Genomic DNA, 19,238 nt, shown 5'->3' with positions numbered 1-19,238 from the left:
TTGCTCAAGCTGCAAACAGCGAGGCCTGCGCGCGCTCGCTGCTGATCTGCGTGATGGTGACGACTACCCGGGCTTCGCCGTCAGGTTCCATGCGCTCGCCGAACAGCTTGCGCACCCACTTGTCGTCGTGAAAAACCAGCCCCTTCAGCGAGTCCAGCAGCACCTTATTGGCGTTATCCAGGTCGATGCACTGGACGTCGTCATCCCAGCATTCCGGGTCTTTCTTGGCCCGGCGCGCCCAGTCTTGGGGGCGATTCGGGTAAAGGGCGATATCCACGGCCACACGCCCGTCGAACGGCTGGCGGATGCCGGCACGGTGCACGATGGCCGCGACCAGCTTCTTGTACGCCTTGGCTTCAGCGGATAGGGCAGTGACCGGGGCCTTGAAGCCTTTCGGCATGTAGGTGCGCCAGTAGCGGTTGGCGCTGATGGGATAGGGCAGCGTCAGGGTGATGGATTTCATACTTTTGCCTTTTTTTCGTCGTGCCAGCCCCAGCCTTCCCAGCCGATATCCAGCAGCTGGCCGCACTCTTCGCATTCAACAAACCTGTTTTCCACCGGCACACGGAAGTCGCCGCTGCCATCCTCGGCAAGCTCAATGCCCTGATCCTGTGAGTGTTCGCACGTCGGGCAAACGAACTCGATGCAACGGGGCATCAGCCGAGCCGGAATGAAATCAAATTCCCCGCTCATGCCGCTTTCCCTTCCTGATCCAGTTTCCATTCCGCCAGCACGCTGGCTTTCAGTGCCTCCACGTCCTGGCCACGCTGGGCAGCACGCTGATACGCCGCCAGCCGATGCGGTTTCACGGTGCGGGCCAGCAACCGGGCCTCACATGCCGGGCAACCCATCTGGTAGATGTACTTGTGGCGCTGGGCGCAGCAGTCGCACGCCATCACGCGGCATCCTTCATGGGGTTGGTTTTCTCATCCCGCTTGTGAACCAGCTGCATGATCCGGTTGGCCTCGCCCACAGCCATCTGCTGCATGCCCAGCGCCGGCTTGTTGGTGCCGGACATCATCACGGCCATGGCCACATTGGCATCACCCACCAGCATCGGCGGCTCTACGCGGTGCCCTTCCTTGCGGTTCTCGGCCTCGATGATGCCTACCAGCACCGGCAGGTATTCCGGCAGCTCCTGGCGGCTGGCGAAGGCCTTGTAGCGGTTCTCGAACTCCTTGGCCACGAACGGCCATTCGTCCTCGGTCTTGGTGCCCAGGGCGATCCAGCCGCCCATTTCATGCAGCACGCGGTGGATCAGCGGATCGTCGAACACCACGCTGCTGTAGGTGCCGATGCTGCGGACGGCCTTGTCGACCTTGTGCCAGGCCTGCAGTGCCTTGTCTTGGCTGGAGCCCTGCATCATGCGGATCAGGTCGGCCGGCTTCGGCATGAATTGGCCGTTGTCCGGGTTGGTCACGTGGCGGTTCATCGCCTCGCGGAAGACGGCGAGATCGACTTGCTTCAGGGCACCCCAGTAGATCCCGATCGAGAACTCGGTCAGGCGCTTGCCGTACAGGTCGGCCACGGCCTGCAGCATGTCGACGAAGATGTCGTAGTCGTTCTGGGTCATTGCTGGATGTCCTCCTGGTTTCCGTCGCCGAAGAGCATGGCCTTGGCCCGTTCAGCGGCTGCGCGGTTGTGGTCGGTCAGGTTGGAGCTGCTGCTGGCAGTGCGGCGCGTCGTCTGCTGCTGGAACTTGCTGTCGCCGTGCTTGTTGGCGTTGCGCAGCCAGTTACGGAACTTGGCAGGCCACTCGGCTAGCACCTCACCGGTCGAGGTGTAGTGGTCCACGAACTTGTCGCGTTCAGCCTGCAGGTCCAGGCCCATGTTGTGGGCGATGCCACGGTGGCTCTGATCCGGCTCGAAGTCGGCAGGTACGGTGGTGCCGAGTGCAGCCTCGCGGGTGCGGTTTCGCGCCTCACCCACGAAGGAAGGTTTACCTTCCGTAGTGGGTTTAGGTGAAGGTGATGGTGAAGGGCATTCCTCAAGCTGTTCTTGAGGTGTGCTTGTAGCATTGCTTGAAGCATTGCTTTTGCTTTCCTTGGACCACCTTGCAGCAGCTGCTTTCTTTGCTCTTTCTTCATGCTTGGCAGCATTCTCAGCCGCTGCTTGAAGCTCGGTGTCCACACGCTTGTGCAGCCACTCGCCGCCCTCAACAAGGAACAGACGGGCCAGGACGGGGCGGTGCTTCTTCCATTGCGGCATCGACAGGCGGGTGATGTTGGCCAGCGAACCGTCATCATCCGGCAGCGGGCCATTGCGCCAGTAATCCATGATGAGCAGCAGGTATGCACCGTGCTGCTCGGTAGTGAGCCGCGTGGTATCCGCCAGGTAATCGGCGATGTAAAGCGGCATCCAGACGTTGGTTTTCTTGCTCATAATGGCTTCACTCGCAAAGGCCATAGGCTGAGGAGCACGCCGCAGGCTCAATCAGTTCGGCGAGCATGTCGTATTGCTTTCCGCCGCGGCTGGTCTTGGACCACTCGACAACATTCCAGATGGTGCTGTCTTGGCCTTGATGTCCCTTGGTGCCCATATGGAAAAAAGACACTGGCGAGCGCGGCCGGCAGGCCTGGGAGATCAAGCGCTCCCATTCCGCAATACGCTCGATGTGCTCTGGGAAGCGGGCCGCGATCTCGCGCAGGTCATCTTTCCCGCAATTGATGCATGGCATGCAGCCAACACGGGTCATCCCCTGGCGATAAAGCGGGTTTGGCAGGATTCCTGCGACGCGGTGAGCCTCGAATACGTCCTCAGCCTTCCAGCGCAGGATCGGGCGATGAATGAACAGGCCGCCGCCAACCACCTCGAAAGACTTCACGCAGGCACCGGTACCCTGAAGCTGTTCACGGCGGTAATCGCTCTCGTCAATCCGCACGCCTTGCCAGCTCCAGACCGCAGCGCCGGTATCGATCACCTCCAGTGCGTACTCGGTGAGTGGCTTGGTCTTCAGGTACTCGGTGCAATACTGGCGCTTGCGGCTGGGGAAGCCGCCGCGCACCAGGCAGAGATCCAGATAAGGGATGCCTGTGGGGTGGAGCACTTTCAGCGCCCTGCGCGCGGCCTCTGGCGTCCAGTGATACTTGAACTGGCGCTTGCCATAGATGGCTGACTCGGGCTCTCCGGCAGCAATGCGCTCAAGATTCTTGCGCTTGGTTGCAAACTCCTCGGCGAAGTTGGCCTTTACCACATCTACCCGGATATCCAGCGCACTGGGTATGTAATCAAGGGCGTATTCGTAGGTGGATTCGTGTTCATTGCCCGTGTCGGCGAAGACAGCGCGCACGTTTTCCCGGCCGTGCAACTCGATGGCTAGAAGCAGGGTGGCAGTGCTGTCCTTTCCACCGGACATGCTTACAACGTGGACGATGCTCATACCGCCCCCCGCACAAAGAAAAACAGTGATGCTGTGGGCTTGAAATGCCCATTACTTGTGGTCATAATCACTCCTGACTTCCGAGTTATTCAGAACCCCGCCATCGCCTCCAAGCTCCAGCGGGGTTTTGTTTTTCCAGAAACGACAAAGGGCCTTTTCAGGCCTCCTTGTCCCGCTGTTCTCTCTGCTTTATCCCGATGACCCCGTTCAATTTCCGGTCCATCGTTTCCACCCAGTACTCATTCAAGGGCTTCCCATCCCTTGCCCGGGCAATTTCCACCTGCGCTGCCAGTTCCGACGGAACCAGAATGCGGGTTTCGACGTGCTCTTCGCTCATAACTCACCATCCGAATAGGGACGTTTCAGGCCGCTGCGGGACTGCTGACCCTGGGTGTGTCACGTACAGTTGATCCCAGTTGGCCGTACAGCTTTTCGCGGATCGTTTTACGAAGGTACGCAGCAATGTTCCCGCCGGTTTCCATGTCGGCAGCAACCTGAAGGTCTTCGTACTCCGCCTCCGTTAAACGGCTCTTTGCTTCCATCACCAGAGGGTCACGCTTACGCATGGTTTTCCTCCTTACGTTGTTGGCCGGTGGCCAGGTTGTTAAGCGGCATGGCGACTGTTCTCGTGGCGGTCAAAGAGCGACTTAAGACCAGCGCCAATTTCGTAGGACAGGCGCTTACCGCGCTGACCAAGAGCAAGCGCGTTGATCATTGAACGAGAACAGCCGATTTCTTCCGCGATCTGGTCGCGGGTCATGCCGTTCGATTCGAGGGTAAGAATGATGTGTGTCCAGTCCATGGTGTCAATAATACACAAATGTGTAGAAGAGTCCAATAACGATTCCACGCATGTGTTCGATGATGTAGATACGATTGTGTTTATGAAGACATACGGCGAGCGCGTGAAAGAACGGCGCGAAGAACTGGGGATGACCCAAACCCAACTTTCCAGGGCAATTGGTGGAAAGCATGGCTCGACTGTCGGCAACATTGAGCTGCGCGATGGTGAGTCACGCTACACCTTTGAGCTATCGGAAGCGCTAGGGGTGACGGTTGAGTGGTTACGCTATGGCAAGGAGCCAAAGCTACTCCCAGGGCGTGGTGAAATTTTCGACGAAAACATATCTCCAGGCCCAGACTCTCGCGGCCAGCTCCCGCTGATCAGTTGGGTGAAGGCAGGCGAGTTCTGCGATGTGATCGACAACTTCCAGCCTGGCGATGCTGAGGCATGGTATCCGTGCCCAGTAGCGCATGGGCCGAATGCCTACATCCTTCGTGTGAATGGTGAAAGCATGAGTCCCGAGTATCGGGACGGAGAGCTGATCTTTATCGACCAGCGTGGGAACTACGAGCACGGTGATGATGTGATTGTCCGCAGCCCTGACCACAAAGCCACCTTCAAACGCCTGCAGATCACGCACGAAGGCACATTCTTGCTGGCGATCAACCCGGCATGGCCTGATCGCATCATCAAGATTCCGGAAGACTCGCAAATATGCGGCAAGGTGATCTTCCAGGGCCGTCCGCGCTGATAGCATCATCGGCAAGATGGTCTGGCGTGGTGGGTGACGCCGGTGCTGTGCGATGTCTAGGTAATTGGCCTGTCTATGTAATTTGGAAGATATAGGCGACCTTTAAAAAACATTATTATTGTGAGTTAAATGCGATGGCAGAAATTAAAAACTTATCCATTCCTGATCTTGTTCGTTTCTTTTCAAATCCCAATCATGATGGTGTGTGCCCGGTATGCGGGAAAGATGAATGGACAGTTAATTCCTATGAAAACCAGGGAAGTAACGAAATATTGATAAATACCTTACCTCAGGTTCGGTATGATTCAGATAAAAATACTGCAGCCATTCTTGGGGCAAGCCATGTGGTAGTGCCCGTTGAATGTGATAATTGTGGATACACAAGGCTACATGGTGTTCGTCGTATATTAAGCTGGCTTGAAAATAATCCAGAGCAAGAAAATAGTGATGATGCAGAAAAGAGCGATAGTAAGGATTTGTGATGATCAATAAATCCACTCCAATAACAACAACAAAATTCAAAGCGGCTACAGAAAAATACGAGGAATCACGGCGGGCTGAATACAAAAGTTTAGATGTGGCTGAATCAAAGACTATCCATGTTGAAGCTGTAGAGCAGCTATTGGTTGAAGAATCAAGCCAATGCCCCCATACTTCAGACATGACCACCCCCATCAGCCGTGAAGAACTTGACGCCAAGCTGGGCCAGAACCTGGCCGAGGTGAGGGCTGTCGCGTCTGAGATCAAGCAGGCAAGCCAAGAGCAACTTGCTGGGGTTGCTGCTAGGTTCGACGAAGGGATGAGCCGCCTTGATGATCGAATGAGCCGCACGGACGAGCGCATGGCCAGTTTTGAGCTGTTCATGCGTGAGCAAGCTGCTCGTTCGGAAGCGGCTATCACCGCACTTTCTGCCAAGGTTGATGCCTCTGAGAAATCCCTGAGCGCCAACCTTGAGTCAGTCAAGGCCAAGGTGGATGGTGTAGAGAAAGGGATTGAAGGAAAGATCGATGGCTTGAAGTCTCATATTGAAGGACTGAAATCCTCGATTAGCATGGCTCAGTGGGTTGTCGGCATTGTCTTTGCGGTTGCGGGGATATGGGTTGGCTACATGCAACTCAAGCAGGCTGAGTCCACTCCAAGCCCGGCACCAACAGTGATAGTGGTGCCGTCGCAAGCACCGACTCAAGCAGTGCCTCAGAAAAAGTAACCCGCTCCGGCGGGTTTTTTTATGCATGGAGGTCCCCATGTTCGAAGTCGACTGGCGGCAGGCCCCCAAGGGTGCCAAGTGGTGGGCAATCAATGCGGACGGACAGGCCCACTGGTTCACTCCGCCCAAGACGATCCCTTTTGCACACATCTGGTATGCCGACATGGACCCAGCTCCCGACTTTGGCTACCAGGGCGATTGGAAGGATAGCCTGCGCGAATGTCCGGCCAGATTGACGCCAGTCAGACGCAAGCCCACACTGTGATCGGCCGGCATCCTTCCCTCGGATAAAAACCAACCGGCCAGCTGAGCCCCGCCATGTACGGGGCTTTGTCTTCCCTCATGCAGCCCGCCACAGTGCGGGCTTTTTTGCGTCATCACCACACTCCGGTCGCATCCCAATCATGTATGTGTGCAAAAAACACACCGCAAAACACAAATGTGTTGACTATGAAAAACACGTTTGTGTATATTCACCCCATCAGCCAGCCCAGCGGCACCGCTCCTTACACAACGCAGCAGCAGTACGGTCGTCACCCTCCGGGGCAGTGCGCGGGCAAGCGCCTGCCAATGGGTGACAGCCGATCATGAAGCAACTGGATGCAACCAGCGGCAGCGCGCGATGAAGCGGAGGCGCTGTGCGGGAAGGCTCGGGGAGCCAAGAAGCAGATGAAGGGAGTGGGGTGGTCGGAACGATAGCCGCTTCGAAAGAGGCGGCAGACTGAAGCTGGTTGAGTAGCCGGCTTCAGTCTGATGGTCAGAAGGGAATTGATGGGTCTTTTTCGTATGGTTTACGGATTTCCTTGGCTTTGAGCGACATCGCTGCCGTTTCAGATGAAGGGAGCAACGACAGCTCATCCACATTCAGATTGAAGTTTAGGCCATTCACTTCAACCGACCATTCCTTACCAGTCAGTTTCTGGGGCGCATCAGCAAACGCTTTTTCGATGTCGCGTGGCGAAATTTCTTTTATCGAGGTCTTTTCCATGAAGGTTACCCAAGAATTGGTGGAGCAAACATTGTCGCGCTTCGCCGTGCTGTTTCCTCTGCCTGAGCACAGCAAAACGCCGGAATTGTCCTCGATATGGTACGGGCTTTTCCATGACATGGAGGTAGAAGTTTTTGCAGAAGCATGCCGCGAATGCGCGACCAAGCTTCATGCCTTCCCAGTGCCCGCCGATGTTGAGCGTTTTTCCCAGCCTTTGAGGATTTCAAAGTATCTGGCAGCCCATAAAAAGTAGCGTTTTGTAGTGGTGGGAAACGAGCCTTGGGCCGGTGAAAGCCGGCCATCTTTTTCACCACAGATTTACCCTGCATGACTCTCCTCAGCAGTCCCTTTGCCCGCCACCCAGCGGGCTTTTTTTATTCCATTGAGGTGCAAATGACCATCACCAAAATCATCGGCTGGCTGACTGAAGAAATGGCCAGCGAGCTGCGGGCGCAGGGTGTTCATCTGCGCTTCGTCGGCTTCTCCGCTCACGGCATTCCGGTACACGAGGTGCGGCCATGAAAACCCTGAAAAACATCCTTGGCGGCCTGCTCGTGGTGACGATGTTCATCATCTGCACGGTGGTGGCCGAGGTGCTGGAGCAGTTGCCATGAGCCTGTCCCAGCTATCAGCCGCAGTCATCCAGCTGATGCGGCAGGCCGAACTGGTGCATGGCTACCAGCGCGGCGAGGTCACGCTGGAGTTTGATGGTTTCGACCTGGTGGTGCGCGGCATCTACACAAGGCCGGAGCGCCCGGCCGCATTCCACCCCGGCCAGACGGCCGGCTTCGAAGTAACCGAAGTGTATCTGGCAGACAGCGCGACCGATGCGGCCGAGCTGTTCGACTGCGCCGCGCTCAGCGTGGCCGTGCTGGAGCATCTGAAATCACAGGAGAAAGTGGCATGAATTTACTGGCGTATCTCGAAAAGCACCGCATCCCGTTCACCGCGAATGATGCCGGACATATTAGCGTCGGCGGCTTCCTGGACCTGGAAGGCACCGGTATCACCAGCCTGCCGGATGGCCTGAGCGTCGGCGGCTCTCTGGACCTGGAAGGCACCGGTATCACCAGCCTGCCGGATGGCCTGAGCGTCGGCGGCTCCCTGTACCTGCGCGGCACCGGTATCACCAGCCTGCCGGATGGCCTGAGCGTCGGCGGCTCCCTGGACCTGCGCGGCACCGGTATCACCAGCCTGCCGGATGGCCTGAGCGTCGGCGGCTCCCTGGACCTGCGCGGCACCGGTATCACCAGCCTGCCGGATGGCCTGAGCGTCGGCGGCTCCCTGGACCTGGAAGGCACCGGTATCACCAGCCTGCCGGATGGCCTGAGCGTCGGCGGCTCCCTGTACCTGCGCGGCACCGGTATCACCAGCCTGCCGGATGGCCTGAGCGTCGGCGGCTTCCTGTACCTGCGCGGCACCGGTATCACCAGCCTGCCGGATGGCCTGAGCGTCGGCGGCTCCCTGGACCTGCGCGGCACCGGTATCACCAGCCTGCCGGATGGTCTGAGCGTCGGCGGCTCCCTGGACCTGCGCGGCACCGGTATCACCAGCCTGCCGGATGGCCTGAGCGTCGGCGGCTTCCTGGACCTGGAAGGCACCGGTATCACCAGCCTGCCGGATGGCCTGAGCGTCGGCGGCTCCCTGTACCTGCGCGGCACCGGTATCACCAGCCTGCCGGATGGCCTGAGCGTCGGCGGCTTCCTGTACCTGCGCGGCACCGGTATCACCAGCCTGCCGGATGGCCTGAGCGTCGGCGGCTCCCTGGACCTGGAAGGCACCGGTATCACCAGCCTGCCGGATGGCCTGAGCGTCGGCGGCTTCCTGTACCTGCGCGGCACCGGTATCACCAGCCTGCCGGATGGCCTGAGCGTCGGCGGCTCCCTGGACCTGCGCGGCACCGGTATCACCAGCCTGCCGGATGGTCTGAGCGTCGGCGGCTCCCTGGACCTGCGCGGCACCGGTATCACCAGCCTGCCGGATGGCCTGAGCGTCGGCGGCTTCCTGGACCTGGAAGGCACCGGTATCACCAGCCTGCCGGAATCGTTTTCTGCTGACTCGGTGTATCTCGACCCCGAGCATTTCAGCAATGTCACTCACCGCAAGAACTGCGGTCGCAACAATCGCACGATCTTTGCCGCATGGGTCGGCGATATTCCGCACATTGCTGCCGGCTGCTTCTGGGGGCCGATCCACGAGTTTGAGGAGCGTGTTGATAACGAGTACTCGGGCGATCGTGCTGAAGCATACAAGCAGGCTGCGCGGGCTTGCGTTGAGGAGCTGGCCATCAATCTTGGGAAAAATTTGGAGAAAGCAGCATGAACGCACCTTTCGCACTCAAGCCGTCCGTGACGGTACGCGCCAGCTCGCCGGACAAGATCCAGGCCGTCGAAGAAGCCACCGGCCGCATCGCCAAACGTGACCGCCGCAGCATGGTCGTTCGCCTGGTCCCGGCCCTGCGCCTCGTCACTTCCACCACCAAGCAGGTGAGCGCGTGAAAGCGTTCCTGATTCGCACCGTCGGCGCCCTGCTGGCTGTGGCCGCCTTCTTCACCCTCATGGGCATAGCCCAAGCACTGGAGCAGCTGCAATGAGCCTGTCGAAAATTTCCTGTGCGGTCACCCACGACCTGCACCACTACCTCAAGGCGGAAGAGCGGGCCGACAACCGCGCCAGCGGCATCGCCTGTACGGCCGACCTGATGCTCGACGACCGCCGCGACGAGCTGGCCGAAGGCTTCACCGAAGCGCTGTACGGCCCGGGCACGCCGGCCGAGGCGGTCGCCGAGTTTCACGCCTTCGTCGGCAAGGAAGTGCTGTGCGGGGCGTTCGAGCGCGATCCGGCTTTCTGCCGCCGCTATCCGGCGCTGGCCGAGTTCGCCCGCCAGTGGATCGACACCGCCGCCGAGGCGCAGATGCAGAAGGAAGCAGCGTGATCGGCCACGACACCCAGATGCGCGACTGGATCGCCGTCACCGCAGAAGCCCGCAGCCGCACCGTGATGCGCGGCGTGCAGTTCAAAACCAAACCCGTTTCCGCTGATTTGAAGAAGCGCAAGGACGACGCTGAGCAGCGCCGCCAGCTGCGCGAGTTGATCGGCACTGACCCCTACTGAAAGGAATTGCGATGAATGCCCCTATCAATGTTGGCCAGCTTGAGCGCACCAAGTACCTCGGTGGTAGCGATGTCGCCGGGATCCTCGGGATCTCCCCCTGGCGCACGCCGCTGGACGTCTACCTGGACAAGGTCCAGCCGCGCGCCGAACCGCTCGACCCGATGCGTCAGAAGGTGTTGACCCGTGGCCAGCGCATGGAACCGTACGTGATCGACCTGCTGGCCGAGGAAACGGGCCTGGAGATCGTCCGCCGCGGCTGCCGCTATCTCGACCCGGAATACGACTTCATCGCTGCCGAGATCGATGCCGAGGCCGCCAGCGGCGAGAACATCGAGATCAAGACCGTGAGCCCGTTCAAGGCCAAGGAATGGGGTGAGGAACAGACCGATGCCATCCCGGTGCACTACACCGCCCAGGCCATGCACGGCCTGATGGTGACCGGTAAGCAGCGCACGGTGTTCGGCGTACTGATCGGCGGTGACGACTTCCGCGTGTACCAGGTCGACCGCGACGAAGAAACCATCGCGGCGATCCGCGAGCAGGAACTGGCCTTCTGGGACCGCATCACCAACCTCGACCCGCCGCCAGCCACGGCAGTGAGCGACATCCTGCGCCTATTCGAGCGTGACGCAGGAACCAGCATCGAGGCCGACGTGAAGGTGCTGGACGCCTTCAACCTGCTGCGTGACCTCAAGGGCAATGTGAAGCGCCTGGAGAGCGAAATCGAGGTTCAGGAAGAGCGCATCAAGCTCTTCATGCAGGACAACACCGCCCTGACGGTGATGGGCCGCCCGGTGCTGACCTGGAAGAGTCAGACCACCCGCCGCTTTGATACCAAGGCTTTCGAAGTGGCCCACCCGGCCCTGTATGAAGAATTCCGCAAGGCCTCTGTGAGCCGCGTACTCCGCATCAAGTAAGGACCAGACCATGAGCACTCAAGCCCTCAAAGCCGCCGCTACCGGCCAAGTAGCCACCAGCAACAAGCCGCAGACCATCGCTGCGCTGATGTCCGATCCGAAGATCAAGGCGCAGATGGCGCTGGCCCTGCCGAAGCACATGACGTCCGACCGCCTGGCACGCATCGCGCTGACCGAGATCCGCAAGGTGCCGGCGCTGGCTCGTTGCGAGCAGACCTCTTTCCTCGGCGCCATCATGCAGTGCGCCCAGCTCGGCCTGGAGCCGGGCGGTGCACTCGGCCACGCCTACCTGCTGCCGTTCGAGAACCGCCGCAAGGGTATCACCGAGGTGCAGTTCATCGTCGGCTATCGCGGCATGATCGACCTGGCGCGCCGCTCCGGTCAGATCGTCAGCCTGGCCGCACGCGCGGTCTACCAGAACGACAAGTTCAGCTACCAGTACGGGCTGCATGAAGACCTGCAGCACGTCCCCTGCGAAAACGGCGAGCCCGGCCCGCTGACCCACGTCTACGCCGTGGCACGCCTCAAGGATGGCGGCATCCAGTTCGAAGTCATGAGCCGCCTGGAAGTGGAGAAGGTGCGTGCGCAGAGCAAAGCCGGCAACAACGGCCCGTGGGTGTCGCACTTCGACGAGATGGCCAAGAAGACGGTTATCCGTCGCCTGTTCAAGTACCTGCCGGTGTCGATCGAGCTGCAGCAGGCGGTCGGGCTGGATGAGCGTGCCGACGCCGGCCAGACGCAGGACAACGCGGCCATCCTGACCGGCGAATACAGCGTGGTCGATGACGACGCGCCGCAGCCTGGCCAGGACGATGCCGGTACCGGAAGCGCCGAGCAGGCACCGCCGCCGGACGTTGACCTCGAAACCGGCGAAGTCCTGCAGCAGCAAGAGCAGGGCGGGCAGGAATCTATGTTCGGCCTGGAAGATGCCCTGGGCTTCGTGAAGGCTGGCGACTTGGACATGGCCCGCGACATCGCCCGCAGCCTGTCGGACCACGACGCCAAGATCGTCGAGCAGACCATCGCCAACCAGCAGCAACCGCAGGGCCGCCAGCGTCGTCAGCGCGACCTGGCCGACATGGAGTAAGCCATGTCCTTGTTCAACTTCCAAGGCAAAGCCGAGATCAAGCACTTCAATGCTCGGAAGGAAGGTCCGGACGAGGACAAGACCCTCGCTCTGGACCTCAAATTGACGGCGAAAACAGGAAGTGCCGCCCTGGTGTTCTTCGACGAGCAGCTGGAGAGCTTCCTGTACCTGCCCGGTACCGGTGCCGTCCGCAACCAGATGATGGAGCCGCTGAAGTACAAGCACGAGGTGCAGGACTGCGAACTGGTGATTGCCGGTTGCCGCTTCCATGGCGTGCGCGTCAGCAAATTCCAGATCGAGCCGCTCGACGGCAATCAGCTCTGGCTGACCTGGCAGTGCAGCTTCCAGCCGATGAAGGACGAATGCGCCACGCTGGCCGAGCTGCTGCAGGAAGAGGTCGACGTGTATGTGGCCGCCCAGCCGGATCTGTTCGGCGCTGAAGAGTCGGCCCCCAGCGTGACCTTCACCACGGCACTGACCGAAGGCGGTGGCCAGGATGACCCGCTGTTCGACGAGGCCTGCAAAAGCGTCATGCAGAGCGGCAGGGCGTCGATCTCCTCCGTACAGCGTCAGCTGCGCATCGGCTACAACCGCGCAGCCCGCCTGATCGAAGGAATGGAGCAGGTCGGCATTGTCTCCCCCATGCAAAGCAATGGCAGCCGTGAAGTGCTGACCACCCGATAAGGAATGACCCGATGAAAACCAACGCTATCAATCTCCTCCTGCTGGTCGCCATCGCCGAGATGACCATCACCAAGCTTGAGCAGGAAAACGCCCAGCTGCGCGAGCATGCCGCTAGCCATGACCGGCTGCGCGCTGCGCATGATCTGCTCAAGACTCGCTATACGGCTGTTGAGTCGCTGTGCCGTGACTACGAAAGCGCCGTCAATCGGCTTGGCAATGAGCGGCATGGCCTGCTGGTGGAGGTTCGTCAGCTCAAGGACCAGATCGGCGTCCTCAGCAAACCTGACGACTACACCGCGCTCGAGCTCCGCAACGAAAACCTGCGCAAGCAACTGCTCGAGCTCGGGAGTCAGAACATCGCCCTGGCTGCCCAGGCCGAGAGCGCCGGCATGTTGGAACAGGCGCTCGACAAAGCAAACCGCCGCATCGACGAGCTGGAAGCCGCCCTGCAGGTTGCACGCCTGCCGGTCGCTTCCCGCGAGAACGTCATTCAACTGGTACGGGAGCAAGCAGCATGAAACTCCAATCGATCAAGATCAGCAATTTCCAGTCCCTGCGCAACGCTGACATGCAGCTGCATGCCCCGGTTGCCCTGGTCAGCGGCAAGAACGGCGCGGGCAAGTCTTCGCTGCGCGATGCTGTTGTGATGGCTCTCAGCGGTGAACCCACCCGCGTGAGCAAGAAGAAGGATTACCTGCAGATGGTGGCCGAGGGCCAGAAGGCCGCTTCGATCTCCGTCGAGCTGGCCGACGGCCGCCGCACCGAGACGACCCTGCCGGATGGCGAGACCAAGTTCTTCGGCAAGCAGATCGAGGATCCGGAGAAGGCGCGCGCAGCGCTGCAGTACGTCCTGTCGCCGGAACGCTTCGCCGCGGCTGCAGCCGACGACCGCCGCAGCGTGTTGTTCACCCTGACCGGCTGCCGTGCCAGCGCTGAAGAGGTGCAAAAGCGCCTGGCCGCCCGTGGCGCCGATCCGGTCAAGGTCGATGCGGTGCTGCCGCTGCTGCGCGCCGGTTTCCCGTCCGCTGAGAAGGATGCCAAAACCCGCGCCACCGAGGCGAAAGGCGCCTGGCGCGCCGTGACCGGCGAGACCTACGGCGAGAAGAAGGCCGAGGGCTGGAAGGCCGACAAGCCGGTGGTGGCCGAGGAAGCCATCCTGCAGGCCGAGCACGACCTCGATGTCGTCAATGGTGAGATTGCACAGGCACAGCAGAACCTCGGCACCCTGAAGGCTCAGCACCAGGCATCCGGTGGCCGCGCCGCCAAGATCGCCCAGCTGACCGAGCAGGCCGGCAAGTTGGCCAGCATCGAAAAGCGGCTGGTGGTCGATGAGCAGGATCTGGCCAACGTGAAGGATCAGGTGGCGGCCATCTCCGCCGGCCCGGCTCCTCGCACGGGGCTGGTGCACGACCTGGCCAGAGCACTGAACGGCATGGTGAACGAGAAGCAGCCGCTGGGCAGCGACCGGCCTGTCTACGTCAACGCCTGCAATGCGCTGGACCTCTACGAGGACGCGCACGGTAGCCTGAATGAAGAGGGTAAGCCAGCCAGTCCGGAAGACCTCGCCCACCTGCCTGAACTGCAGCGCTCGCTGGGCATGATGGAACGCGCCGTGGCCAACGACCACCGCGACCTCAAGCAGGCGCAGGATGCTGCCGCACAACTGAAGGTCCTGCAGGAGGAAGAGGGCGGCGAGACCGTCACCGACGCCCAGGTAGCCGCAGCGGCAGAGCGCATCAACACCCTGCAGGCTAGCCAGAAGAAGCTGGCAGCCGATCTGGAAGGCCACCGCGCCAGCCAGCGCGCTGCGGCCGAGGCTGCCAAGAAAACCAAGGAAGCCGGTAAGCACCACGCCGACGTGCTGGCCTGGAGCCTGATCGCCGACGCCTTGGCGCCGGATGGCATCCCGGGCGAGATCCTGGCCGACGCCCTGCGCCCGGTGAATGACCTGCTGTTCGAATACGCCAAGTTGGCCGGCTGGGCGCGCGTACAGATCAGCCACGACATGGACATCACCGCCGACGGCCGCGTGTACGGCCTGCTGTCCGAGTCTGAGCAGTGGCGCACTGACTGCCTGCTGGCGCTGGTGGTGGCCAACCTGTCGGGCCTCAGGCTTGTGGTGCTGGACCGCTTCGACGTGCTGGATATGGCCGGCCGCAAGGACATGCTGGGCCTACTGGATGAACTGGCCTACGGCGGCGACCTGGACAGCGCTGTGGTGTGCGGCACCCTCAAGGAAGTCCCGACCAAGCTGCCCGACACCATGCAGTCGTTCTGGATCGAAAACGGCGAAGTGGTGGCCGTGGCCCGTGCAGAGGAAAGGAAAGCAGCATGAGCGACAAAACCGGAATCGAATGGACTGACGCCACCTGGAACCCGGTCACCGGTTGCGCCAAGGTTTCCCAGGGCTGCAAGCACTGCTACGCGCTGCGCGACTGGAAGCGCCTGTCGGCCATGCCGAACACGGTCTATCACGGCCGCGAGTTCACCGACGTGATGTGCCACCCGGAGCGCTTGGACCAGCCAATGCGCTGGAGCCGGCCACGCCGGATCTTCGTCAATAGCATGTCGGATCTGTTCCACCCCGATGTGCCGTTTGAGTTCATTGCTGCAGTGTTTGCTGTGATGAGCGTCACCACACGGCACACCTATCAGGTGCTGACCAAGCGACCGGAACGCATGGTCGAGTTTTTCCAGTGGGTTGCTGATGGAGCGGCGTGCTTCGACGATGACCGTATTTCCGAGCATATGCCGGAAGGTATCGACTGGAAACCGGCCAAAGCCGGCCGCGGCGGCTACGACAACTGCGGCCCGGCATTCCCCTATGCAAACGTCTGGCTGGGCGTGAGCGTTGAAGACCAGGCCACCGCGGACGAGCGCATCCCGCTGCTGCTGCAGACTCCGGCGGCGGTGCGCTGGATCAGCGCCGAGCCTCTGCTTGGTCCGGTGGATCTGATGCCGATGTTCGAGCACCGCGCCGATTTTTTCAATGACACCGGCGTTGATTGGGTCGTAGTTGGAGGCGAGAGTGGCCCGAAGGCCCGGCCGATGCATCCGGATTGGGCGTACCGGCTCAAGGACCATTGCGCCCAATCCGGCGTTCCTTTCCTGTTCAAGCAGTGGGGCGAGTGGGTGAGCGCCGGCCAGCCGGCATTCGGCACCGTCAAAGGCGAGGTTCGCCACATCCGCAGCGATGGCAGCTTCTGGGGTGAAGACTTGCCCAAAGACGAAAACGCCGACGTGCTGACGGTGGTAAAGGTCGGCAAGCGCAGTGCTGGCCGTTTGCTCGGTGGTCGTGAGTGGAATGAATATCCGGAGGTGAAAGCATGAATCTGTACAACAAGGGAGTCGACGACGCCCACGCCGGCAAGCAGCCGAATCCGGAGCTCCGCGACCAGCCTTACTACATGCACGGCTGGGAAAACGGCCGCCGCGACTTTGAGCGTTACCGTGCCTACTGCGAGGAAGGCTACACCCGCTACCAAGCTGCCGTGATGTCCGGCATGCGTGATCCTGATGAGGCGTGCCATGACTAAAGAACGCCCGATACTGTTCAGCGCGTCGATGGTGCGCGCCCTGCTGGCCGGAGAGAAGACCCAGACGCGGCGGATTGTAAAGCCGCAATTCGATCCGAAGCCTTACCCGGGCGGCCATGGCCTTCAGTATGTACAGCATGGCCGGAAGCAATACTGGTGGAACTCTGATCGCTCTCACCCGGCGCACGTCTTGAAGGCGTGCCCGTACGGCCAGCCCGGCGACCGGCTGTGGGTTCGGGAGAGTTGGCAGCTTCACGGACTCGCCACCGACCTGGCCACCGTCGTCTACGCCGCCAGCAAGAACCAGTCATGGACGGAGATGCACCGCCTTTTCCCTGCAGAGCGAGCCGCCGGCATGGCACCGAAGCCGTTTCAGCACGGCTGGCGACCGTCTATCCACATGCCGCGCTGGGCCAGCCGCATCTTGCTGGAAATCACCAGCGTTCGCGTCGAGCGCCTGCAGGACATCAGTGAGGCTGATGCCTTGGCCGAAGGGGTGAAGTCGTGCGAGGCAGAGCTCCACAACAGCAGCAACTGGTACTGCCCGGAAGAGCTGTATTCGATGCTATGGACGAAGATCAACGGCTGGGAAGGTAACAGCTGCTGGAATGCCAATCCGTGGGTGTGGGTGGTGGAGTTCCGGAGGATCGAGGTATGAACCGCGCGCAGCGTAGAGAGGTTGTCCGGGCCAAGCCGGTACCGCCGCCCCGGCGCCGCTACACCGGGCCGAACCGCCCGAGTCTGGTCGAGGTGCACCGCTGTTTCGCGCCGATCGACCACATGCTCGACTGCCTGGATGCCGGCGAGATCTACGTAATCGACGACGTGGTGGTGTTCAAGGACTTCGAGGATTCGACCTGGTACGCGCTGGTACCTGCGATGCTGGGCTGGTGCGAGCTCTGGCAGCGCCTGGCGCTGCATTACCGGCTCGATATCGACACCGGCCCGGTGCGGGTGCTGATGGGCAAGCTAGAGCGTGCCGAGTATCTGGCCAAGGAGGAGATCGCCGCCGGCCGTGCGGTGGTTGACCTTACGCGCCGGGCTTACATGGGAATGGACGTGTACGAGGTGAAGAGCTTCGTGCGCACACAACAACTCAAGATCCAGCTGGAAGACGCCGGCTTGGCAAGAAAGGAAGAACAATGAATGCACCGCTGAAACGCACCGTCCGCCGTGACGAGCTGCGCAAGATGGTCCCGCTGGCCGATTCGACCATCTATGAGATGGAGCGCAACGGTAAATTCCCGAAGCGCTTCAACCTGACCTCGCGCTGCGTGGTGTGGGATTACGACGAGGTGGTGGCCTGGATCGAGGCGCGCAAGGAAGCCGCCAACGACGTAGAGAAAGCGCCGGGCCCGGATGTGCACCAGCGCAAGACGCGGCCCACCAAAAGGGCCGCATGAGCATCACAGGCCGGGGTCAGGCCTCTTTCTTGGCCCCGGCAATCCACCCGTCCACCATGTCCGCCCACTGCTGCAGCATATCCCGCCGCTGATCCACGTATTCCGCCTTGTTGTAGACCGCCCGAACACCCTTCTGCTCGTGCGCCAAGCACTTCTCGATCCAATCCGAATTGAACCCCGCCTCATGCAGTAGCGTGCTGGCCGTGCGCCGCAAGTCATGCACGCCGAACGACCCCAGCGGCAGCCCGGCCGCCTGGGCGCGCTCTACCGTCGCGTCAATGACCCGGTTCAGGGTCGCGTTCGACATTCCCTTGTCGCCCTCATAGCGCGACGGCAGCAGGAACTTGGAGCCGCCGGCACAGGTCTTGAGCGCGATGATGATGTCCATGCTCTGCTGCGACAGATAGACGTTGTGCGGCCGGCGCGCCTTCATCCGGTCCGCTGAGATCGTCCATACCGCGTCGGTAAAATTCACCTCGTCCCAGGTCGCATTAAGTAGCTCGCTCTTGCGCACCATCGTGAGCAGCACCAGCTTGAGCGCCAGGCGGATCGTCGGCAGCGTGCTGACGTGCTCGAGCTGCTGGAAGAAGATGCGGATCTCGTCGGGGGAGAGGGCGCGGTCCTTCGGCTTGAATGTAGCGATCGACGACGCGCTGACGGTATCGGCCGGGTTCGTTACCTTCTGGCCACGCTCGATGGCCCAACGGTAAATTTGCTGGACGATTTCCCGGGCGTGCACGGCAGTGGCCGGAGCTCCACGGCCTTTGATCTTGTCGCACAGGCTGCGCAGGTCTTCGTCGGTAATTTCACTGAGCTTGTGATTCTGGAATACCGGCAGGATATCGCGGTTCAGAATGCTCTCTCGCATGGCCTTGGTGCTCTCGGCCATACCGTAATCCGCCAGCCAGCTGACGGTAAATTCGCCGAAGGTTTTTGCCGCCCGATCTTGCCGTTTACCGCGCTGCTTTTCCTTGGCCGGCGACTTGCCGGCAGCGATGTCTTTCTTGGCCTCGATCAGGGCCTCGCGCGCAGCGGCCAGGGAGAGCCCGGCAGGCCCATAACGGCCAATGGTAAGGGTTTCCCGGCGGCCATTCAGGCGGTAGTCGTAACGGAAGGTAACGGTACCGGCAGGGGAGACGGCTACATACAGGCCGTCACGGTCGGCGACCTTGTAGAGCTTTTCCTGGGGCTTGAGGTTCTTCAGCTTGGTATCTGTGAGCACGTTACCGTCTCCGGGTGCGGGTTTTTACCGTCATCGCCCGGGCTGACGGTAAAACCGCTACAAGCCGCGCCAGTGCTGAGTTTCAGCCTGTTTGATACCGTCAAACGACACAATGTGAGGTAACGGTATGGTGAATGGAGTCGATGAAACGGAAGTGGATTACCGTC

The 19,238-nt window shown here is 60.9% G+C and carries 32 protein-coding genes; 21 read left to right on the top strand and 11 right to left on the bottom strand.

All coding sequences use genetic code 11. The features are described from left to right. Positions 1-4: 4 nt before the first annotated feature. The 9 genes from FAZ30_RS20195 to FAZ30_RS20155 all read right to left on the bottom strand — a co-directional run bounded on the left by FAZ30_RS20195 (position 5) and on the right by FAZ30_RS20155 (position 4,217). Positions 5-463, bottom strand: coding sequence for a RusA family crossover junction endodeoxyribonuclease (locus FAZ30_RS20195; RefSeq protein WP_137010135.1), 459 nt, complete (start codon positions 461-463; stop codon positions 5-7). Then, entirely contained in the window at positions 460-693 is a 234-nt protein-coding gene (locus tag FAZ30_RS20190) for a hypothetical protein (RefSeq protein ID WP_137010134.1), read from the bottom strand. The genes FAZ30_RS20195 and FAZ30_RS20190 overlap by 4 nt, the downstream gene beginning before the upstream one ends. Then, the gene (locus FAZ30_RS20185) at positions 690-896 is read right to left on the bottom strand and encodes a hypothetical protein (RefSeq protein WP_137010133.1); all 207 of its coding nucleotides are present in this window, start codon (positions 894-896) and stop codon (positions 690-692) included. Before FAZ30_RS20185 ends, FAZ30_RS20190 begins: the two co-directional genes overlap by 4 nt. Continuing rightward, positions 896-1,573 carry a DUF6475 domain-containing protein gene (locus FAZ30_RS20180; RefSeq protein ID WP_137010132.1) on the bottom strand — a complete coding sequence of 226 codons (678 nt, stop codon included), beginning with the start codon at positions 1,571-1,573 and terminating at the stop codon, positions 896-898. The genes FAZ30_RS20185 and FAZ30_RS20180 overlap by 1 nt, the downstream gene beginning before the upstream one ends. Continuing rightward, on the bottom strand, positions 1,570-2,382 hold the full coding sequence (locus FAZ30_RS20175; protein ID WP_168190895.1) for a YdaU family protein: 813 nt from the start codon (positions 2,380-2,382) through the stop codon (positions 1,570-1,572). Before FAZ30_RS20175 ends, FAZ30_RS20180 begins: the two co-directional genes overlap by 4 nt. A gap of 7 nt (positions 2,383-2,389) precedes the next feature. Beyond that, positions 2,390-3,379: a phosphoadenosine phosphosulfate reductase domain-containing protein gene (locus tag FAZ30_RS20170; RefSeq protein WP_137010130.1), complete on the bottom strand. Its 990-nt coding sequence runs from the start codon at positions 3,377-3,379 to the stop codon at positions 2,390-2,392. Positions 3,380-3,536: 157 nt separating this feature from the next. Beyond that, a complete protein-coding gene (locus FAZ30_RS20165; RefSeq protein WP_137010129.1) occupies positions 3,537-3,716 on the bottom strand; it encodes a hypothetical protein in 180 nt (59 codons plus the stop codon). Positions 3,717-3,741: 25 nt separating this feature from the next. Continuing rightward, complete coding sequence (locus FAZ30_RS20160; RefSeq protein WP_137010128.1) at positions 3,742-3,945, bottom strand: hypothetical protein; 204 nt, start codon at positions 3,943-3,945, stop codon at positions 3,742-3,744. Between the two features lie 38 nt (positions 3,946-3,983). Beyond that, a complete protein-coding gene (locus FAZ30_RS20155; RefSeq protein WP_205676627.1) occupies positions 3,984-4,217 on the bottom strand; it encodes a helix-turn-helix domain-containing protein in 234 nt (77 codons plus the stop codon). 16 nt (positions 4,218-4,233) lie between these two features. On the opposite strand from FAZ30_RS20155, the gene FAZ30_RS20150 reads away from it, so the two are divergent. The 4 genes from FAZ30_RS20150 (at position 4,234) to FAZ30_RS20135 (ending at position 6,386) form a co-directional block, all read left to right on the top strand. Continuing rightward, positions 4,234-4,914, top strand: coding sequence for a helix-turn-helix domain-containing protein (locus tag FAZ30_RS20150; protein WP_168190893.1), 681 nt, complete (start codon positions 4,234-4,236; stop codon positions 4,912-4,914). A gap of 134 nt (positions 4,915-5,048) precedes the next feature. Then, positions 5,049-5,396 carry a hypothetical protein gene (locus FAZ30_RS20145; protein WP_137010125.1) on the top strand — a complete coding sequence of 116 codons (348 nt, stop codon included), beginning with the start codon at positions 5,049-5,051 and terminating at the stop codon, positions 5,394-5,396. Continuing rightward, on the top strand, positions 5,396-6,121 hold the full coding sequence (locus FAZ30_RS20140) for a hypothetical protein (protein WP_137010124.1): 726 nt from the start codon (positions 5,396-5,398) through the stop codon (positions 6,119-6,121). Before FAZ30_RS20145 ends, FAZ30_RS20140 begins: the two co-directional genes overlap by 1 nt. A gap of 37 nt (positions 6,122-6,158) precedes the next feature. Next, positions 6,159-6,386 carry a hypothetical protein gene (locus tag FAZ30_RS20135; protein ID WP_205676626.1) on the top strand — a complete coding sequence of 76 codons (228 nt, stop codon included), beginning with the start codon at positions 6,159-6,161 and terminating at the stop codon, positions 6,384-6,386. Positions 6,387-6,878: 492 nt separating this feature from the next. On the opposite strand, the gene FAZ30_RS20130 is transcribed toward FAZ30_RS20135, so the two are convergent. Beyond that, entirely contained in the window at positions 6,879-7,109 is a 231-nt protein-coding gene (locus FAZ30_RS20130) for a hypothetical protein (protein WP_137010122.1), read from the bottom strand. Between FAZ30_RS20130 and FAZ30_RS20125 the strand changes: the two genes are divergently transcribed. The 17 genes from FAZ30_RS20125 to FAZ30_RS20050 all read left to right on the top strand — a co-directional run bounded on the left by FAZ30_RS20125 (position 7,108) and on the right by FAZ30_RS20050 (position 17,849). Continuing rightward, entirely contained in the window at positions 7,108-7,362 is a 255-nt protein-coding gene (locus tag FAZ30_RS20125; RefSeq protein ID WP_137010121.1) for a hypothetical protein, read from the top strand. The two genes, FAZ30_RS20130 and FAZ30_RS20125, sit on opposite strands and share 2 nt — an antisense overlap. A gap of 140 nt (positions 7,363-7,502) precedes the next feature. After that, complete coding sequence (locus FAZ30_RS20945) at positions 7,503-7,631, top strand: hypothetical protein (RefSeq protein ID WP_281279253.1); 129 nt, start codon at positions 7,503-7,505, stop codon at positions 7,629-7,631. An 88-nt stretch (positions 7,632-7,719) separates the two neighbouring features. Then, positions 7,720-8,016: a hypothetical protein gene (locus FAZ30_RS20120; protein ID WP_137010120.1), complete on the top strand. Its 297-nt coding sequence runs from the start codon at positions 7,720-7,722 to the stop codon at positions 8,014-8,016. After that, complete coding sequence (locus tag FAZ30_RS20115; RefSeq protein WP_137010119.1) at positions 8,013-9,431, top strand: leucine-rich repeat domain-containing protein; 1,419 nt, start codon at positions 8,013-8,015, stop codon at positions 9,429-9,431. Before FAZ30_RS20120 ends, FAZ30_RS20115 begins: the two co-directional genes overlap by 4 nt. Beyond that, positions 9,428-9,607, top strand: a complete 180-nt coding sequence (locus FAZ30_RS20110) for a hypothetical protein (RefSeq protein ID WP_137010118.1) — start codon at positions 9,428-9,430, stop codon at positions 9,605-9,607. Before FAZ30_RS20115 ends, FAZ30_RS20110 begins: the two co-directional genes overlap by 4 nt. Before the next feature lie 91 nt (positions 9,608-9,698). After that, positions 9,699-10,043: a hypothetical protein gene (locus tag FAZ30_RS20105; RefSeq protein WP_137010117.1), complete on the top strand. Its 345-nt coding sequence runs from the start codon at positions 9,699-9,701 to the stop codon at positions 10,041-10,043. Next, a complete protein-coding gene (locus FAZ30_RS20100) occupies positions 10,040-10,222 on the top strand; it encodes a hypothetical protein (RefSeq protein ID WP_137010116.1) in 183 nt (60 codons plus the stop codon). Before FAZ30_RS20105 ends, FAZ30_RS20100 begins: the two co-directional genes overlap by 4 nt. 11 nt (positions 10,223-10,233) lie before the next feature. Further along, the gene (locus FAZ30_RS20095; RefSeq protein WP_137010115.1) at positions 10,234-11,139 is read left to right on the top strand and encodes a YqaJ viral recombinase family nuclease; all 906 of its coding nucleotides are present in this window, start codon (positions 10,234-10,236) and stop codon (positions 11,137-11,139) included. 10 nt (positions 11,140-11,149) lie between these two features. Beyond that, positions 11,150-12,226, top strand: a complete 1,077-nt coding sequence (gene recT / locus FAZ30_RS20090; protein WP_137010114.1) for a recombination protein RecT — start codon at positions 11,150-11,152, stop codon at positions 12,224-12,226. 3 nt (positions 12,227-12,229) lie between these two features. Beyond that, complete coding sequence (locus FAZ30_RS20085) at positions 12,230-12,910, top strand: DNA translocase FtsK (RefSeq protein WP_137010113.1); 681 nt, start codon at positions 12,230-12,232, stop codon at positions 12,908-12,910. 11 nt (positions 12,911-12,921) lie between these two features. Continuing rightward, the gene (locus FAZ30_RS20080) at positions 12,922-13,428 is read left to right on the top strand and encodes a hypothetical protein (RefSeq protein ID WP_137010112.1); all 507 of its coding nucleotides are present in this window, start codon (positions 12,922-12,924) and stop codon (positions 13,426-13,428) included. Next, the gene (locus tag FAZ30_RS20075) at positions 13,425-15,245 is read left to right on the top strand and encodes an ATP-binding protein (RefSeq protein ID WP_137010111.1); all 1,821 of its coding nucleotides are present in this window, start codon (positions 13,425-13,427) and stop codon (positions 15,243-15,245) included. Before FAZ30_RS20080 ends, FAZ30_RS20075 begins: the two co-directional genes overlap by 4 nt. Then, on the top strand, positions 15,242-16,240 hold the full coding sequence (locus FAZ30_RS20070; protein WP_137010110.1) for a DUF5131 family protein: 999 nt from the start codon (positions 15,242-15,244) through the stop codon (positions 16,238-16,240). Before FAZ30_RS20075 ends, FAZ30_RS20070 begins: the two co-directional genes overlap by 4 nt. Further along, complete coding sequence (locus FAZ30_RS20065; RefSeq protein WP_137010109.1) at positions 16,237-16,446, top strand: hypothetical protein; 210 nt, start codon at positions 16,237-16,239, stop codon at positions 16,444-16,446. The genes FAZ30_RS20070 and FAZ30_RS20065 overlap by 4 nt, the downstream gene beginning before the upstream one ends. Then, the gene (locus FAZ30_RS20060) at positions 16,439-17,104 is read left to right on the top strand and encodes an ASCH domain-containing protein (RefSeq protein ID WP_137010108.1); all 666 of its coding nucleotides are present in this window, start codon (positions 16,439-16,441) and stop codon (positions 17,102-17,104) included. Before FAZ30_RS20065 ends, FAZ30_RS20060 begins: the two co-directional genes overlap by 8 nt. Then, positions 17,101-17,592 (top strand): hypothetical protein, encoded by a 492-nt coding sequence (locus FAZ30_RS20055; protein WP_137010107.1) that lies wholly within the window; start codon positions 17,101-17,103, stop codon positions 17,590-17,592. The genes FAZ30_RS20060 and FAZ30_RS20055 overlap by 4 nt, the downstream gene beginning before the upstream one ends. Further along, on the top strand, positions 17,589-17,849 hold the full coding sequence (locus FAZ30_RS20050; protein WP_137010106.1) for a helix-turn-helix transcriptional regulator: 261 nt from the start codon (positions 17,589-17,591) through the stop codon (positions 17,847-17,849). Before FAZ30_RS20055 ends, FAZ30_RS20050 begins: the two co-directional genes overlap by 4 nt. A gap of 16 nt (positions 17,850-17,865) precedes the next feature. On the opposite strand, the gene FAZ30_RS20045 is transcribed toward FAZ30_RS20050, so the two are convergent. Then, positions 17,866-19,071 carry a tyrosine-type recombinase/integrase gene (locus tag FAZ30_RS20045; RefSeq protein WP_137010105.1) on the bottom strand — a complete coding sequence of 402 codons (1,206 nt, stop codon included), beginning with the start codon at positions 19,069-19,071 and terminating at the stop codon, positions 17,866-17,868. Positions 19,072-19,238: the final 167 nt, after the last annotated feature.

This window comes from Aquitalea aquatilis (genome assembly GCF_005155025.1).
Lineage (GTDB): Bacteria > Pseudomonadota > Gammaproteobacteria > Burkholderiales > Chromobacteriaceae > Aquitalea > Aquitalea aquatilis.
This window is presented reverse-complemented; position numbering and strand designations above follow the sequence as displayed.